At 43.2% G+C, this 17,616-nt stretch carries 14 protein-coding genes and 1 pseudogene; 2 read left to right on the plus strand and 13 right to left on the minus strand.

Annotated elements, in window-relative coordinates:
• Window positions 1–12 precede the first annotated feature (12 nt).
• The 3 genes from I3252_RS09495 to I3252_RS09505 form a co-directional block, all read right to left on the minus strand.
• Window positions 13–1,323, minus strand: a complete 1,311-nt coding sequence (locus I3252_RS09495) for a phosphoribosyltransferase domain-containing protein (protein WP_238035019.1) — start codon at window positions 1,321–1,323, stop codon at window positions 13–15.
• 45 nt (window positions 1,324–1,368) lie between these two features.
• Window positions 1,369–2,613: a trypsin-like peptidase domain-containing protein gene (locus I3252_RS09500; protein WP_238035020.1), complete on the minus strand. Its 1,245-nt coding sequence runs from the start codon at window positions 2,611–2,613 to the stop codon at window positions 1,369–1,371.
• A gap of 87 nt (window positions 2,614–2,700) precedes the next feature.
• Window positions 2,701–3,888, minus strand: a complete 1,188-nt coding sequence (locus I3252_RS09505; protein ID WP_238035021.1) for an ATP-grasp domain-containing protein — start codon at window positions 3,886–3,888, stop codon at window positions 2,701–2,703.
• 330 nt (window positions 3,889–4,218) lie between these two features.
• Here I3252_RS09505 and I3252_RS09510 point away from each other — a divergent pair, with 330 nt between their 5' ends.
• On the plus strand, window positions 4,219–5,508 hold the full coding sequence (locus tag I3252_RS09510) for a TerD family protein (protein ID WP_238035022.1): 1,290 nt from the start codon (window positions 4,219–4,221) through the stop codon (window positions 5,506–5,508).
• Window positions 5,509–5,644: 136 nt separating this feature from the next.
• On the opposite strand, the gene I3252_RS09515 is transcribed toward I3252_RS09510, so the two are convergent.
• The 9 genes from I3252_RS09515 to I3252_RS09555 all read right to left on the minus strand — a co-directional run bounded on the left by I3252_RS09515 (window position 5,645) and on the right by I3252_RS09555 (window position 16,529).
• A complete protein-coding gene (locus I3252_RS09515; protein ID WP_045445366.1) occupies window positions 5,645–6,253 on the minus strand; it encodes a TerD family protein in 609 nt (202 codons plus the stop codon).
• Between the two features lie 109 nt (window positions 6,254–6,362).
• Complete coding sequence (locus I3252_RS09520; protein WP_055123871.1) at window positions 6,363–7,115, minus strand: TIGR00266 family protein; 753 nt, start codon at window positions 7,113–7,115, stop codon at window positions 6,363–6,365.
• A gap of 171 nt (window positions 7,116–7,286) precedes the next feature.
• Window positions 7,287–7,862 (minus strand): TerD family protein, encoded by a 576-nt coding sequence (locus I3252_RS09525; protein WP_045445372.1) that lies wholly within the window; start codon window positions 7,860–7,862, stop codon window positions 7,287–7,289.
• A 469-nt stretch (window positions 7,863–8,331) separates the two neighbouring features.
• Window positions 8,332–9,396, minus strand: coding sequence for a DUF475 domain-containing protein (locus I3252_RS09530; protein ID WP_238035023.1), 1,065 nt, complete (start codon window positions 9,394–9,396; stop codon window positions 8,332–8,334).
• A gap of 274 nt (window positions 9,397–9,670) precedes the next feature.
• The gene (locus I3252_RS09535) at window positions 9,671–10,246 is read right to left on the minus strand and encodes a TerD family protein (RefSeq protein WP_238035024.1); all 576 of its coding nucleotides are present in this window, start codon (window positions 10,244–10,246) and stop codon (window positions 9,671–9,673) included.
• A 275-nt stretch (window positions 10,247–10,521) separates the two neighbouring features.
• Window positions 10,522–12,825, minus strand: coding sequence for a bifunctional 23S rRNA (guanine(2069)-N(7))-methyltransferase RlmK/23S rRNA (guanine(2445)-N(2))-methyltransferase RlmL (rlmKL, locus tag I3252_RS09540; RefSeq protein ID WP_238035025.1), 2,304 nt, complete (start codon window positions 12,823–12,825; stop codon window positions 10,522–10,524).
• 228 nt (window positions 12,826–13,053) lie between these two features.
• Window positions 13,054–14,241: a mechanosensitive ion channel family protein gene (locus I3252_RS09545; protein WP_227690226.1), complete on the minus strand. Its 1,188-nt coding sequence runs from the start codon at window positions 14,239–14,241 to the stop codon at window positions 13,054–13,056.
• A gap of 116 nt (window positions 14,242–14,357) precedes the next feature.
• Entirely contained in the window at window positions 14,358–15,854 is a 1,497-nt protein-coding gene (locus tag I3252_RS09550; protein WP_238035026.1) for a dihydrolipoyl dehydrogenase, read from the minus strand.
• Between the two features lie 177 nt (window positions 15,855–16,031).
• Complete coding sequence (locus I3252_RS09555) at window positions 16,032–16,529, minus strand: peroxiredoxin (protein WP_238035027.1); 498 nt, start codon at window positions 16,527–16,529, stop codon at window positions 16,032–16,034.
• 250 nt (window positions 16,530–16,779) lie between these two features.
• On the opposite strand from I3252_RS09555, the pseudogene I3252_RS09560 reads away from it, so the two are divergent.
• Window positions 16,780–17,315, plus strand: a pseudogene (locus I3252_RS09560) (transposase); the annotation flags it as partial.
• A gap of 13 nt (window positions 17,316–17,328) precedes the next feature.
• Here the strand turns inward: I3252_RS09560 and I3252_RS09565 are convergent.
• Window positions 17,329–17,616: hypothetical protein (locus I3252_RS09565; protein WP_238035028.1), on the minus strand; the 288-nt coding region annotated here is incomplete at its 5' end.

Consider the following 17,616-nt stretch of genomic DNA (forward strand, 5'->3'; position numbering starts at 1 on the left):
TTATAAAATAATTTACAGCGTCGGACTCACCACCAATACATTATCCAAACCTTTCCACATAGCATCAACGCTATCGGTGGACGTTTCCACACACAAGACAATCAAATCCCAATCGCTAGGTGTAACGTTATACGCAAAGTTGGTCATACCAAGCCCATAATTATCATTAAAACTTAGCATCGAGGTAATTGCGCCACCAAGCGCAATCGGTGAACGGGTTAACGCACTAAAATTAACCGTATTCTTACTATTCTCTACATGCGTATGTTGCGCAAGCCATTCCGCCAATAAAAACGGCAACCAAACAAACTCATTACTGCCCAATACTAAGATACGCTGTGGCAACTGTTCTTTCTCAAACGGCTCTTTCTCAGGTTGAGCTTGCTTGTTAAAAACGTTAAAGGCAGTTTGAAACCTCAAAAGATAATGATCAAACCCATCGGTGCTATCTAGGGTTGGGAAACGTCCCCAATTGCCAGTATTACCTAGAGACTGACTGCCTGCTTCAGTTGTATCAACCGATGGCATCGTTATCGGTTCAGGATTGGGCGCATCTGTCCAAGTCCATGCACCAGAAAGTAGATGATGACGTTGAAAGTGGATATTGGGCAGGCGTTTTGCGATTTGGTCAGATACAGCTTCATTGGCATCGGCTGCATTCTGATTCTGGTTTAAAGACCAATCAACCAAAGTAGTAAGATGTACTTGCTCTAGTTGGTCAAGTCCTGCGTTACGAAGGGCAGTGACGACATTGACGCAAGTATTGCCCGTCGATGCTTCATCATCCACCATAATCAAGGTTTTGCTCGCTAGCAGCTGCGCTTGAGTGACATTATCTGCACTTTGATAAATGAGATGCTGGCTGGCATGACTGTGGTCTTCGCTGAACGTGGTTAATAAAGAGTCGCTGCTACTGTCCTTATTGTCATCATGTTGCGCATGACGCGTAGAGTTCAATAGTAAGGCATTGGGATAACGCGTTTGCAGCGCCTGATGTACCCCCGCAGATAAGCCAACGGCTGTCTCAGCCATGCCAATAACCAAAATTGGCTCAGGTAAATCGCTAGGAACCAAATTCGCCAAGTCAGTGAAAGCATCACGCATGATACTTGGTGCTACCGGAATATGACGACCTAATACTTTTGAGACAAACAAAAAGGCACGTTTTGGGTTAATGCGTTGTGCAAAGCCAAGTAAGTCTTCTAATTGATAATCGTTACTTGGTTCTGCCCCATTTCTCGTAGTGGCTGAATTGGTTTGATAGGTTAAATCAAGATTGCCGCGTGGTAGGTTAATGGTCGTGCTGTGTTGCTTATTTAACATTCATATTCCTTTGGACTTTCTTTTATATATAGTTACGTGTATTTCCTAACCTTCACAGCCGACCAACCACAAAGCACCGCGACTTTGTTTGCTTAATTGCGGCGTGGTCAACGGCGTAGCTGTCGTGCGTAACATGCCAGATGAGTCAGATAAGTTGTCTAGACTGATTCCAGCGCTCGCGAGTAGGGCGGATAATAACTGAAATTTCACCGCATAGTTCATATTTTGTGCATGTTCATGGACGAGGCTGGACGTTACCATGCCGATAACTTCACCAGTCGGCAGTAATAAAGGGCTGCCACTAGAGCCTGGCTGAATAGGCGCAGTAAATTGCAGATAGCGAATATCATCGCCAAACCCTGTCAGTCCTGAGATGCAGCCTTGCGTTACTTGTAATTGGCTACTCAATCCTGATAACGGAAATCCCAAGGTGGTGATGGTTTCACCCAAATTATCACTACAACGCTGTGCTAAGGGTAAATAACTTGGCAGCGGCTCGCTTACTCTAATAATTGCTGAATCACTACCGATATCGCTGAGTACCACTTGCGCTTCACGATCGGGCTGCCCTTGCTGACGCACACCAATTATCGCCGCCGATTCAATGACATGATAACAAGTCAGTAAATGATAGGGATCGATAGCAAACGCTGTCCCTGTCCAAGTTTCACCAGACTGAACTTGTCTGGGCGGACGTGCGTCACTGTTAGGATAACCTTGCTGCTGTGCACGCTGGGCATCTTGGATAAGGGCATGCGTATCTGGCGGACGCATATCAAGGCTCACTTGTACATGATGCTCAAGACTTGCCAGTCCTTGGGTGGAGCTTTCACCAAGGGCACGGCATTTAAATTGTCCATTGCGTCGGTATATCTCTAATATGATCGCCGCCTTGACATGGCGCTCACTTGCGGTAAATTCATAACGAATATCGCCCTCATTGAGGGTTAAATTTACTTTGCTCAATTCAACAGCAGGTAAGTTTAGGCTTGGCTCATGATAAACATAAGCAATCAGTTGTAAAAAACTTGCACCTTGTTTATCAAACAATGCAGGCAAATCCAATTGCCATGCATTTGGATTATCTTTGCTATTGAGCTGCGCCCATTCCTTCGGTTCATGAAGATAAGCAGGACTACAAGCGGCTTTGCGATGCTCATCCAAAGGTAGCCATAATAGCCCAAGCTGCTCGCCAAACTTTGACTGATTTGTCGTTGCAAAGGCGACCGAACAATTCGATGTCGCGATGACCGTATTTGCCCCTAACACTAACGTGGTTTGTGCTGTCATCGTTTGCCTCTTATTGAATATATTCGGTTGTCATGGATGTATTATTGTCGATTCATTGCCGTCAGCTTTTTATATTATTATTTTGACTTATTCAGTGATGTCTTCTTCAACTTTTACACCGATCATGATAGAGCGTACTTGGCAGGGGGTTATTTGTTGCGCGATATCAGCCAGTATCGGTTTATCGGTTAAGCCCAGCCAATAGGCAAATCCAACTTGGGTCAAATCCACACCGCTATGGGTGGTGTAATCAATGCCACCAGAAGGGCGGCTATTAATCTCAAGCACACGGTGCTGACCGTCATCATCGGCTTTGGTTTGGACACTGACGATGCCATCGCAGCCAAAGGCTTTTATGAGTGGAATGACGACATCCATGACCGCTTGCTCGTAGCCGATATGCTGGATTTTCCCCGTTTTATAACGGGTGACAGCAGCCAATACTTCGCCATATTCACAGACGACATCGATAGAGTACTCTTGCCCTGACAAGTAAGGCATTAGCAGCATGGGAATTGGGCGTTCCTGCACCATGACACTGTTTGCATAGGCATTAATAAATTGCGCCGTATTTATTTTCTTCTCTTCGGTAAAGTATAAATGCTCAAAGCTATCGTATTGCTCGTCTGTTTCTGTACCTGCTTCTCGACCCATCTCTTTAACTTTGCCCAGTCGCCAAAATCCTTGTGCAAAGATACCCGTAACCGGTTTGACACATAAGGGCTGATCACCATATATGTCAAGTAACGCCTCAAGCTCTGCGACGTTATCAAAGCGCCACGCCTCGGCAACGGGAATATCATGCTCATGACACTGCTGCATAAAGGCAAACTTATCATCTATTACTTCTAACGCTGCCACACTCGCTGCACCCGTCAATAAACGAATGCCAGCCGCGTCAAACGCCTCACGGTGGGCTTCGTAATCAATACCATTGCGTCCAGTGAGCAACACTTTTACCTTATTTTTCTGCGCCTGTTCTAACACAAACTGCCAACGCGGCATCAATGGCTCAACTGATGCGAGCACTGCTTGCTCATCGTTCTCCGCGGTGCTAGTAGAAGGCTCGCGGTAAACGCTGTCAGCAAATTCAAAAATCTCAGGTCTATTGTGGCGATGTGAAGCGATAATGTTGAACGAAGTATCAGCGTGATTTTTTAGGGTTTGCAGGCTGGCTAACATATCACGCTGGCTTGACTGACCTTCAGCTAACCAAACGGCAGGTGACGCGGCAGTTGATGTTTTATGATCGTTATCGTTAGCAGGGGTTTTCATAATTCTCTCAGCATTATCGTAGGTTTTAGATATAATTGAATAATTCACTATCGTCATCGCAACACCATCAGGAATATAAGCAAGCCTCAAACAGCAATAAAAAAACAAGCCGCAATATTGCTAATAGTAGGGGCTATTATATACAAATGCTAAGCGTTATAAATGCTGCTGACAAAATAGCATGAAGGATTTGTAAAAATATTTTTTAGGGTCATTGGCATGTTATTGAACGGTCGTACGCTTTAAAAGTCAGCGGCCATCCATGCTACTATATGACAATTATTAGCATAACAAACACACGCACATAATAAATAATTCAAAGGATGTATGATGAGCCAAATCCAACCTCAACAACTGATTGCTGGTGCCAATGCGCCACTGCCAACAGATCATATTAGCATTCGTATTTTAAGCCAAAGTGCAGTCGATTGCGCGGCATATCGCCTGACAACTGACGGTAAAGTACGCGGCGATGGCGACATGATATTTTATGGGCAGACACGTAGCGATGATGGCAGTGTGAGTTTCCGTGGTCATGATAGCGATGGGTTTTTTGATATTAATTTACCTGCGCAGCCTGCAAATATCGAGAAGATAGCATTAGCGTTTTCTAGTGCGCAGACGCTTGCTCAAGTTGGCGATGTCGATATTCAGGTATTGCAAGGCAGCCAAGTGCTGATGACTTGTCAGTTAAGTGCAGCTGGACGTAATGAAAAAGCCATTATTTTAGCGGAATGTTATCGCCGCCAAGGTAGCTGGAAGTTCCGTTTTATTGCCCAAGGTTTCGAAGGAGGGCTGAAGCCTTTGTCTGAGCATTTTGGTGTTGAAATTGCTGATGAAGCGCCCGCACAAAGCCCTGTACAAGACCAGTCACAAGGTCAAGCTCAGCCCATCAATACGCAACGCCCAATTAATACGCAGAAAGCAGGTAGTGCACCTCAAACAAGCACGCCGCCGCCAATTCCTACAGCTTCTCCAAATCCGTCAATTAACCTAAGCAAAATCACTTTAACCAAAAATCAGTCTAGCATCAACCTAAAGAAACGTGATGACTTTGGTAAAATCTCTGTTAACTTGAACTGGAACCAAAATCCGACTGCTAATCAGCAAGCACCCAAAAAAGGCTTGTTAGGCGATCTTTTCAAACAACATAAAGCGGGCGGTATTGACCTTGATGTTGGGGCGATGATTCATCTAAAAAATGGTGAAAAAACCTTGATTCAAGCATTGGGTAATCGCTTCGGTAGCTTAACATCAGCGCCTTACGTGTGTTTGCGTGCTGATGATAGAACGGGACAGGTGAGCGGCGGTGAGTGGCTAGATATTAACGGTCAGCAGTGGTCGCAGATAGAAGAGGTGTTTATTTTTGCTTTCATTTATGAAGGTGCACCAAACTGGGCGCAGACCGATGGTGTCGTGACCATTCATGTGCCCGACCAACCCCCGATTGAGACACGTTTGACAGAAGGTACAGGTAATTTGCCAATGTGTGCGATTGCGCGTCTGGTCAATCAGCAAGGTAGTATTAACGTTGAACGTATTAATGAGTACTTCAAAGGGCATCAAGAGATGGATAAAGCCTTTAATTGGGGCTTTAGTTGGAAGCGTGGTAGTAAGTAAGTGCTTTAAAAATATTCTTTAGCACACGTAAAAAAACAGCCGATCTAATTATAGATGGGCTGTTTTTTATCAATAACGTTGCTTCAATAGATTATTTTGACGGATGAACGCTAATCGAACTAAAGCTTTGAATCCTTTACGCATGCGGGGTAATAGCAGGCATCAAGTCATGGAAAGTACGACCTGAAGCGGTTTCGCCAATTGCATGCATTTTCCATTCATTATTATGACGATATACTTTTGCCATAATCATCGCGGTATGACCACCTTGCGCTGATAAATTGTAGCGCGCGACTTCCTGATTGTTATTGGCATTGACGATACGACAAAATGCATTTTCTACCGTTTCAAAGGTTTGACCAGTGAAACTATTGACCGTAAATACTAGAGAGACGACATTGGCAGGGATTTTTGAAAGATCGACATTGATAACCTCGTCGTCACCATCGCCGTCGCCAGTGCGGTTATCACCAGTATGGACGATACTGCCATCTTTTGATTTCAGCTGACTGAACCAAATCGCATCGATGGCTTGTTTATTCGTATCAAACATGATGCACGAAGCATCTAAGTCAATCGAGTCGCCGCCGCTACCACCACCGAATAATTTGCCCAAGAACCCACCTTTTTTGTCTTGAGGGTTTTGAGCAACGTCCCAGCCTAGACCCAGTTTTACTTGGGTAAGCTCGCCGCCCGCTTCTTTGCTTAGGGAGATTTTTTGACCTTTTTGTAAACTAACTGCCATGTGATATTCCTTATACTACAGTGTTATAGTAATTGTGAGTAGAGGGTTAAATAAAGTCTATAATGACGAGGAGTCGTTGTAACATACAGCTTTAAAAACATAATAACAGCTATAAGATATTGCCAAGTAAGCCGCTATTACCGCCGCGACCGCCTGAGCTAGTCCCTAAGACGCTTTGTAGCCAGCCTTGGTAACTATCACGATTACGAGAGCAAATAATGACTTTGCCTGAGCCTGAGAAGTTTAAAACCATACCTTCGCCACTGGTGACCGAGTTGATGATATTGCCCATGAAGCCTTTTTTCTTACTGGTGGCGACTGACAGTTTGTATTCCAAACGCGAGTCCCAACAGACCACATGACCGTTATCAATGATGACGTCTTTACCAGGTTCAACATCAATCTCAAACAATGAGCCAAAACCCGATACCACCACCTGACCTTGACCTTGCGTCTGCATCACCATAAAACCACCAGTATCACCAAAGACGGCGCCACCTAGATTACGTTGAATCTTAGCCTTCACATCGACGCCCGTTTGCGCCGCGACAAATGCGCCGTCACTGAGCGTATATTGCTGTGCACCGCAATCAATGATTTGCATATCACCGTCGAGCGTTGGCGCAAGTAAACAATCGCCTTCACCGTTCACAGCTTCAATCTGTTGCTGAAACAAAGATTCATCATTGGCAAAACGGCGCATAAGTGATTGCATCAGACCGCCTTGTAGCTTACCTTTTAGCTCAAGGTTTGATTCCATCATCACCATTGCATTGGCTTCACAATAGATGGAGTCGCCTTTTTTAAGATTACAATGAAGAAATGGTTCAATGGTACCGATCAAGCTAAACGTGGCGGTCATAGGGTGCGAATCCTTATATCAGTATTCTATACGTTTGTAAGTTATGTCTGTAAGTCGGCTTAACCATAGATTTTCGCTAGCCTATTACTTTTAAAGCCATCAAATGCGATAGTAGGGCACACTTGATGGCTTTTCGGGCTTATATTATTATCGTTAAATGTTAGTTAGCTCTTAAACATTAACGCCATAAGAAGCTGCTAATGGTCCAAGACCACCGCTGAAGCCTTGACCGACGGCACGGAATTTCCAGTCACCACTATGGCGATATAATTCACCAAAAATCATCGCGGTTTCGGTGCTACCGTCTTCTGATAAGTCATAACGTGCGATTTCAGCATCGCCATTGTCGTTAACGACACGGATGTAAGCGTCACCCACTTGACCAAAGTTTTGATTGCGGCTTTGACCTTCATAAATAATCGCACAGATAGCGACTTTGCTTACGTCAGCTGGAATGCTAGCAAGATTGATTTTAATTTTTTCATCATCGCCGTCGCCTTCACCAGTACGGTTATCACCTGTATGCTCAACCGCGCCATTGTCTGACTTTAAGTTGTTAAAAAAGATGAAATCTTGGTCATTACGTACTTTGCCTGCTTCATTGACCAAAAAGCCAATCGCATCTAAGTCAAACTCTTGACCGTCAGTAGCACGTGGATCCCAGCCAAGACCGACTGTAATATTGGTTAAACCCGGCGCTTCTTTTGATAAGTTTACGTTGCCGCCTTTTGTTAAGCTAATAGCCATATAAATATCCTTTTGATTAATAATTGAGTGGATTGAATGATAAAAAAAATAAACTAAAATAGTGCAGTGGTCGATATATAAATGCAAACAATGAATAAATTTACTCGTATGCCACGCCCTGCATATCATTACGATTTACTATACTAAGCGATTGCTTACTAAGCAAGGCGTATTTTGTGTGATTACGATATGATTACTAAGCGACATATCAATGCTGCAAGTCTGATACTTTTTAACCGTCCGAGCAACAGTCGTTAAGGTGTTGTTATCAAAAAGTAAATTAGATTGTCAGGTAGTGCAACATAAAAAAGCACTTATCCAACAGGTGTCAAATAAGTGCTTTAAAGCAAAGACGGGTCATACCAACTGCTTTGGTACAACCCGTCTATTTTTAAACTAACTTTATCTATCCACTTTGTACTGTTTGATATTAAAAATTTTTGCTTGGTTTTTTAACATCGAACGAGCATCAAGTAATTGATTTGGCTTCTCGCTTACGATAATTGAGTGAAGCGACAAACGCCCAACCAATAAAGGTAATACCAATCAGACCAGTGATAAGCTCTGGTACATGGAATTTCACTGATAGCAGCATGATGATAGCTAAAGCACCGATAGCATAATGCGCGCCGTGCTCCAGATAGACATATTCATCAAGGGTGCCTTTATCGACTAAGAAGATAGTCATCGAACGTACGAACATCGCACCAATAGCCAGACCTAGCATAATAACGATTACGTCATTAGTAATCGCAAATGCGCCGATCACGCCATCGAAACTGAATGAGGCATCCAGGACTTCTAAGTATAAGAAACCGATAATACCACCTTTCATAATCGCGCTAGTTGCAGCACCAGTACTATTACCTTGAGCGTCTAGTTCTTCTTCAAGATCACCCTCTAACATACCAGAAACCACTTGTACGCCAAGGTAAACTAAGATGCCCCATACGCCAGCGATTAGGACCGCAGCTGATTGCTCAGGCTTGGCAAATGATACGGCAATCATCAAGACGATAAGCGCGACAAACACGCTCATGGCATCGACTTTGCCTAATTTTGCCAGACGGCTCTCAAGCCAATCGAACCAGTGTACTTCTTTTTCATCAAAGATGAAGTTTAAGAAGACGAGCAACAAGAAAATACCACCAAATGCTGAGATTTCGGCATGATGCGCCAATAGTCTGGCTGAGTATTCTTTAGGATCGTTCAATGCCAAATCTATAACTTGCATCATACCAAGGTCGGCAGTAACAGCGACGATAACAATAGGGAATACCAAGCGCATACCAAAGACGGCGATTAAAATACCCACCGTTAAAAATATCTTTTTCCAAAACTCGTCCCAGCCTTTAAGGACTGAAGCGTTGACCACCGCATTATCAAACGATAATGAAATCTCCATGACGGCCAAAATAGCGGTAATAGATAGGGTGGTTATCATACCGCCCACACCGCCATGTGAATATCCCCACCATGCCGCGACCGCTAGGGCGATGGCTGTGAAAATAAAGTCTAAATAAAAATGTCTCATGACACATCCTGTCTGGTTGCATAAAGCTAAGGTCGGCCTACTATAGGCACAAACCACAAAAAAAGCGGTTATCGCTAACCACTTTTTTTGCATAATTCTAAACGAAACATAAAGCATTACTAGTCATTTAGCTATGAATAATTGTGACTATTTTGCAACCATATTTTACAGCCATTATCATTGATAATGGTGAGTACAAATAGAGGGCTAATACTTGCTTTATATTTTGAGTTTAATGGTCATATAGTAGTCTAAGCATGAATAAGTTATCACATTAGATAACAACGCCATACTGTTGACACATGGCTTGCAAGCCGCCTGAATAGCCTTGACCAACAGCGCGGAATTTCCACTCACCGTTGTGACGATAGACTTCGCCAAATACCATTGCCGTTTCAACAGAGTAGTCTTCTGCCAAATCAAAACGTACCACTTCAGTGCCTGTTTCTTCGTTGACGACACGAATAAAGGCATTGGCAACTTGACCAAAGTTTTGACTACGAACCGCCGCATCATGAATAGTAACAGTGACGACAATTTTATCCACATCAGCAGGTACTTGAGTCAGATTTACTTTGACGACTTCATCATCTCCATCACCTTCGCCAGTGCGGTTATCACCAGTATGCTCAACCGCGCCATTATCAGACTTAAGCTGGTTATAAAAGATGAAATCATGGTCGCCACGTACTTTACCCGCCGTGCTGAGCAAAAATACACTGGCATCCAAATCAAATTCAGCGCCAGAGGTTGCGCGTTCATCCCAACCAAGACCGATAAGCAGTTTGGTCAAATTTGGGTCAATTTTGGTAAGCGATAAGTTACCGCCTTTATTAAGTGATAAAGCCATGGGGTTATCCTTGTTATTAGAGTGATTAAGAGTTTAATAGTTAAGTTATATAAATAAAAATAATCGCAATAGTGGGATTAAAGCGCTCGTAAATCTACGCTTCACGGTTGCTTAGCTATTACTTAGCTAGTATTTAATGACGCTCTATCATAACAACAAAAAATGACCCAATCAAAGCCGATTGGGTCATTGTTATGTGTACGACAAGACTGACTATAAAAGATGGCGTCTAAATGCGGTGGTTAACCTTTATATCCATCCATAAACCTAAATTATCAGCCCTGACGATGACGAATCTCAAAGCTTTGATGAATAGGCTTTTTAATATCAAAATCAAAACCAATGGTTTTTTGCGTGATATCAATAATTTCATAACGCTCAGTTAACTGCTCATCGAGCTCAAAGCGGGTAAAGTTATTTGAAAAATACAAAATCCCGTCAGAGGTCAAGCGGTTCATCGCACGATTAATGAGGGCAGAGTGGTCGCGCTGCACATCAAAGGTACCTTGGAACTTTTTCGAATTCGAAAAAGTCGGTGGATCGATAAAGATGACATCAAATTGTTCAGTATTGTCTTTAATCCATTCAAAGATATCGGCTGCGACGAATTGATATTTATTGCGGCTAACGTCCAGACCATTTAATACAAAGTTTTGCTTACCCCAGTCTAGATAGTTCTGTGACAAGTCAACGCTGGTGACTTTTTTCGCGCCAGCCAATGCCGCATGGACACTTGCCGTACAGGTATAAGCAAATAAGTTCAGTACGGATTTATTACGACTGTTGTCTTTAATACGGGCACGCATGTTACGGTGATCAATGAACAAACCCGTATCCAAATAGTCCGTAAAGTTGACGTAAAAATAAGCACCATCTTCACGTGCAACATGAAATTTACCACGCTTTTCTATGGTGTTCTGTTTGCTATATTGGTCATTACCAGACTGGCGTGCACGGGTTTTGATAAATATTTGTTCACGGTTAATACCAAAAACTTCACGAATACCCATTAATGCCAAGTTGAAGCGTTTTTTAGCCGTCTCAGGTGGAATGGTTTTTGGTGGCGCATATTCTTGCACGTGCACATAGTCGCCATATAAATCGACGGCGACTTTGAAGTCGGGCAAGTCAGCATTGTAAACGCGCAAATTACTAACCTTGTCTTTTTTAGCCAACTTCTTCAGCTTGGACAGGTTTTTTTGCAAGCGGTTGATAAAGTCTTGTCCCTCTTCCACTTCAATCTCACGTTTTTCGAAGCGACTAACGAGATTGCCCGTTTGTCCCGCAATCAACGTGCCATAGCGGAAATAAACGGTGATAGCACCATTATGACAGCGTAAGGTTTTTGGTTCTTTGATAGGTAAGATATCAACTTGCTCAACATTAGATGCCAATATGCCAAGCATCGGATCAATGCCGCTACCAGCAAAGCTGTCTTGCAAAATAAGCCCAATCGCCTGATATAACGGCTTAATCATCTCTTCGTCACCCAAACGCTCACCATAAGGTGGGTTGGTGATGATTAGAGGATTGTTCAATCGACCGTCATCGACTAGTGGCTTCAGAATAGTGCTCAGTTGGTCAAGCGCACGCGTCTCAAGATCAAGCAGTGGTAGTAAATCTTGCAAACCTGCGGCAATCAGGTTTTTCTCTGTTGCTAAAATCGCGCCGCTATCGGCATCAAAACCCAAAATCAGCGGTAATGTATCTGGTTGCTCATTGGCAATTGCTAAGGCTTCGCGGAAACGTGTCTGGGCATCATCGATCATCTGTTGCCATAAGGCATCGTCATGATGCTGCCATTGGTAAAAACCAAATTGATTGGCGGCTTTATCGATACCCACAGCATAATCGCAATGCATGAGTAGTGCTTCAATAATAAAGGTGCCAGACCCACACATTGGATCAATTAGCGCATTATAAAAAGGTGCATTGCCAGCTTCATTTTTCTTGTGCCAGCCTGCACTATATAGTAGAGCCGCTGCCAAGTTTTCTTTGAGTGGCGCTTCAGTCATTGCCACACGATAACCACGGCGATGCAAACTGGTACCTGATAAATCCAAATACAGCTCAGCTTGCTTATCATTCACGGTTGCAAATATAGAAAAGTCTGGATTTTTACTATCGACGTTAGGACGGCTGTCATAAACTTCATTGAACGTATCTGCAATCGCATCTTTGATACGTAGCATCGCAAACTGTTGACTGACGGCGACACGCTTATCGACCGACAGACGAATGGCAAAGGTTTGCTCTAAACTAAACTGCTCAATCCAATTGACCGATTTTGCCAAGCCATAAAGTTGCTCAGCCACATCGTATTCGGCATTGATGTTTTTGCGTTTAATGAGCATTAATACCCGCGAGGCGACACGTGACCACAAACAAATGCTATATAAGTCACGCAAAGTACCAGTAACTGCCAGACGGCCTGTACTTTTGATTTCGCTTGCAATACCAAAACTTGTCAGCTCAGTTTGGAGTGGTGCCTCAAGCCCATCGGCACAGGTGATAATAAGGTCAAGCGACAATTCTGGTGAAGCTGCTGTTAGAGATGCGGGCGCGGTTGTTTCGGTCATACGGATACCTGTGGGCTAAATTGATAAGTAATGCACATCATAAAATAAGATGTTTAACCGCCAATTTTACCATAATTCAGGGCAGGATGGTTTAAAGTGGTGGTGTTTATCAAAGAGAGATTCAGCAACGCTACCTTTCACAAAATCATGCTTATCATACTAAAGATGAAAACCTTACGCCTAAAAATTGTGGGATAAATTGCCCAAGGGATAAATAATATAATGAGCTTATTTATCCGCTTTGCTCAGTGGTGGTGTTTCTGACACGACTTGCGTTGTAGTCGCAAAGGGTTTAGTAGCAATAGGATAATCCACATCCTTTGGCATAAGCAAACGCATATGAGGATAAGGAGTAGAAATATTAGCGGCATCAAAGGCACGCTTGATATCTTCTTTTAGACCTTCTTTAATTTTGGGCATGCGCGCGACAGCAGCAGGCTTGACCCAAAAACGCACGATAAAAAACACTCCGTATTCACCAATTTCATCCACGGTGGCCGAGGTTTCAGGACGGCTGAGTACCACATCGGTGTCAGTAAGCACCTGCAAAATTTCCTTGCGAGCAGTATCGACATCATCTTCAAAGGCAATACGCACACGAATATCGAAACGTATGAAGTTCTTGGAGGTTAAATTGGTCACCTCAGAGGAGGCAACGTTAGAGTTGGGAATAATGACGGTGATGTTGTCTCGCGTCAAAATATGGGTGGTGCGTAACGCAATGAGTACGACGCGACCCTCGTTGTCATTGATATGAATCCAGTCGCCAACCTGAAAAGATTGTTCGAGTAAAATGGTAATACCTGCAATGAAATTAGCAAGCGTTGATTGGGCAGCAAAACCGACTGCCAAGCCCACAATCCCTAAACCTGCGACCAATGAGACGATATCGAAACCAAATTGCGCCATGACGCTGGCAAGTCCGAGTACCAGTAGCAGCACTGACAAGATGTTTTGAAGCAGCTGCTCTATAGAAGCATTGAGACCATAATGCTGTAACACCTTATGGATAATCTGTCCAGATGACGCCCAAAGTACATAATAAATCCCCGCCCATGTACTGGCTTTTGCAGTAGCTTTGATAGTCTCTGGCTCAAAGTAAATCTGGCTCATAATGGCAATCAAGCTAGCAACTATCCATATATAACGCAAGACTGAACGGACAATCTTAGTACGGCGCTCATTCAGGCGGATTTTTGTCCTACTTTGCTTAAGGATATAAATGGCAAGCCAATAAAAAAATCCCAACACTGCCAGCAGTATTAGGATTTTGATGGCAGTACTAGCGAGCTCTACCGCTTGAGACGACCAATCAAGTGACTCTTCATCGACAGAGCCACCAAGCGCAAGGTAGAGGCTAGTATGCAGGTCACGAACAATCTCTTTAAAAAAATCAGTAATATTAGCGATTGCCATTTTTTGGTCCATGCAGAGTTTTTTAAAGTACCTCAAGTCGTCAGTGCTACCAAACACAACATGAGTGATGATTAATACGACACATCCTTGTTTTGAAAGTGTAGCTGAGCTGATGCTTAAAAGCTATCTTCCTGTGTGTCTTGGTATTGATAAGGTATTGCCATTTTGTGTTGAACATCGCGTAACGCGGTACGTAAGCCTTCTAATATCGTAGGATGATAAAAAGGCGTATCGAGCATGGCCTTAACACTCAAATCATTGGTAATCGCTGCCGCTAAAATGTGCCCAATATACTCGGCATCAGGACCCACCATACTAGCGCCTAAGATTCTATCAGTTTTTTTACAGCCATAGATATGTAGCAGGCCACAGTTGACGCCCATCACGCGACTACGTCCTTGATTGTCGAAGCTGACGCTACCGATGACATATTCTAAGCTTGTATCCTGTTGAATGTCTGGTAGAGACATGCCGACGTTAACGATTTGTGGTGAGCAAAACACAATCGAGAAGGGCGTGGCGGGCGGGCGAATATGAGCGGCGTCTTCATTCTCACAGACCATACTTCCAGCGCTATAGCCTTCATCACTGGCCACATGTAATAATGGGAGGTGGGCGTTGGCATCACCAACGATATAGATATCTAAATCACCAATCTGACCTGTTTTTTTATTCAAGTGCTTTGGACGGTCTTTGTCGTCAAGTTCAACGCCTAAGTGTTCGACCCCTAGCGGTTTGATATTATTGCGGCGACCAGTCGCAACCAGTACATACTCACCTTGCCATTGTTGCGACTCTCCAGCACTGTCTTCATAATCAATGAACGCGGCTGAATGGTCATTATCCGTGGCTGTTTGCACGCCGACATCGTTGATTTTACTGCCCAAATGCATGGTCAATTCGCGGCTTAAGCAATCGATAGCTTTGTTGTTGATATCATCGTCTTTGAGACCTGCAACACGTTTGACACGATTAAACAAAGTTACTTCTACGCCTAAGCGTTTAAAGGCTTGCGCAAGCTCTAGTCCGATAGCACCTGTACCGACGACGGCCATTGTTTTTGGTAAATTTGTGAGCTCAAAGATCGTATCAGAGGTGAGCATGGCGTCACCAAGCTTATCTGCCCAGCCATCTGGAATAAATGGAGAGCTACCCGTGGCGATGATGATTTTGTCAGCGGCAATCAGCGCATCATTGACCTCAATGAATCCTTGGTTATTGATATGAGCGCGTCCTGAGATTTTTTTGTGATCAGGCCAGCTATCTACTTGAGCTTTGATATAGCTAGCAAAATGAGCACGCTCGTCCCGAACGCGTTGCATGACTTGCTTGCCATCTATCTGGACAGTGGCATGGACGCCAAATTCAGCAGAGTGATTGGCTTCATACGCGCGATCAGCGGCGGCAATCAATAGTTTGCTTGGCATACAGCCGACCGCAATACAGGTGGTCGTCCAGAATCCGTCGTTAATAATAACAACATCATCATGGGTTTTACTGGCTTGACGAAAAGCATTTTGCCCAGCAGTACCTGCACCGATAACGGCAACAGATACTTGGCGAGTAGCTTTGGATGCTGTGTTATCCGCTGCTGTATCGGATTGTTTATTCATATTATTCTCAAGTTATAAGATGTTTATTATTCAGGGCTGTTTTTTAGATAATTTTTTTAAGAGATTACTTTAAAAAATTATTAAAAAACTATTTTTAGCCTCTGATATCCAGCGTTTATCGTAATGATTATTAGCGTCTATTTTAAAATGCTTTTTTATGACTCTTGGTTTTATTGGTTAAGGTGCTAAGGTTTCAAGTAAACGTTCAGTGTAGCCTTTGGCACGTAAATTTCGCTGAGCATGAGTGAGCGTGCCATCTTTGTTAAAAACGAACGCTGAGCGGACCAGCCCTAACGTTATTTTGCCATACATATTTTTTTCTTTAATAACATCAAAGTATTGGCATAGTTTTTCATCAGTATCGCTGATAAGGGCAATGTTTAAATCATATTTGGTGATGAATTTCTCGTGAGATTCAACACTATCACGTGAGACGCCGATAATGTCATAGCCTAAATCATCAAACTCATGGAGGTGAGCAGTAAATTCGGTTGCTTGAGTGGTACAGCCTGGCGTACTATCTTTTGGATAAAAGTACAAAATAAGTCCTTTATCAGTATTGGCAATCATCTCTTGGAGATTGATTTCATCATGGATAAAGTTGCCGGCAAGCTTTCGTACTATCGTCACTGGAAAGTCAGGTAAGGTTAGGTTTTCTGTGGTTGGTTTTGCCATTATAAAATCCTTATTCATTTTTGTTTATGTCAGTACTTATATTCGTGCTTATGTCGATTGGTAATCTATACTGTGTTCTTATTATAAGCAGATTAGCAGCGATTCATAATCAGTTTTACACTTTGCGCCTGTATTGACAACAAAAAAGACTGGCAATAGCCAGTATATTTCACTTCTATTTATTCTGAGCTATGCTGAAGAAACCGTACACCTAAACTTGGTAAACTAACGACTCGATGAGGAGTTTACCATGACTAAGAAAATCAGAACTTACAGCACAGAATTCAAAGCTGAAGCCGTCAAGAAGATAGCGGACAACGATGGGGATATTTCAGCGACTGCAAAGCAGCTTGGTATCGCCATGCAGACCTTATCTAACTGGCATAACAAAGCCACTCAAGGCAAGCTTGAAGGGACTGAGCAGTACGATACACAGCTTATGGCAGTGATGGAAGAGAACAAGCGCCTCAAACGACAGCTTAAAGTGGCTGAAGAGGAACGAGAGATACTAAATGAGGAAGGATAAAGCGAAGCACTGTTTCACCCCGATGCAAGATGAGAGCTATGCTCGAATGAGGCGACGGCGTACTTCGCCAAGCACGGCTAGTAAGGTATGCCTTTATAAAAACTAATAAACAGGTTTTTAGTATCGTCTCTATGTGCCGTGTACTAAGTATTAAGCCGTCAAGCTACTACGACTGGATCAATCGTGATATCAGCGACCAACAGATACATAATAACCATTGCGAGCTACTAGTTAGAGCCGCTCACAGTGAAAGTAAAGAACGTTAAGGGGAGTTTATGGAACAGTACGAGCAAAGGAGTATATGTCTCGAATGAAAGATAGTTTTATCATAATAACGATGCAAGCAATGAGGAGGCAGGAAGAAGCAAACTTGCCTAATGATTTAGATATCGTGTATTGTGGATTTATTTGAATGAAGCTGAGAGTAAACAATACAATGAAAGCATTAAACCACTTATTCACATTCATATCAGGCATTGTAGTTTTAACAGTTTGTTCTTTGGGAATAGCAAGTGCCAATAATGAATATGCCATGGTTGCAGCCGAACCATCTAGTGCAGA

Source organism: Psychrobacter sp. Ps4 (assembly GCF_022129285.1).
GTDB lineage: Bacteria > Pseudomonadota > Gammaproteobacteria > Pseudomonadales > Moraxellaceae > Psychrobacter > Psychrobacter immobilis_A.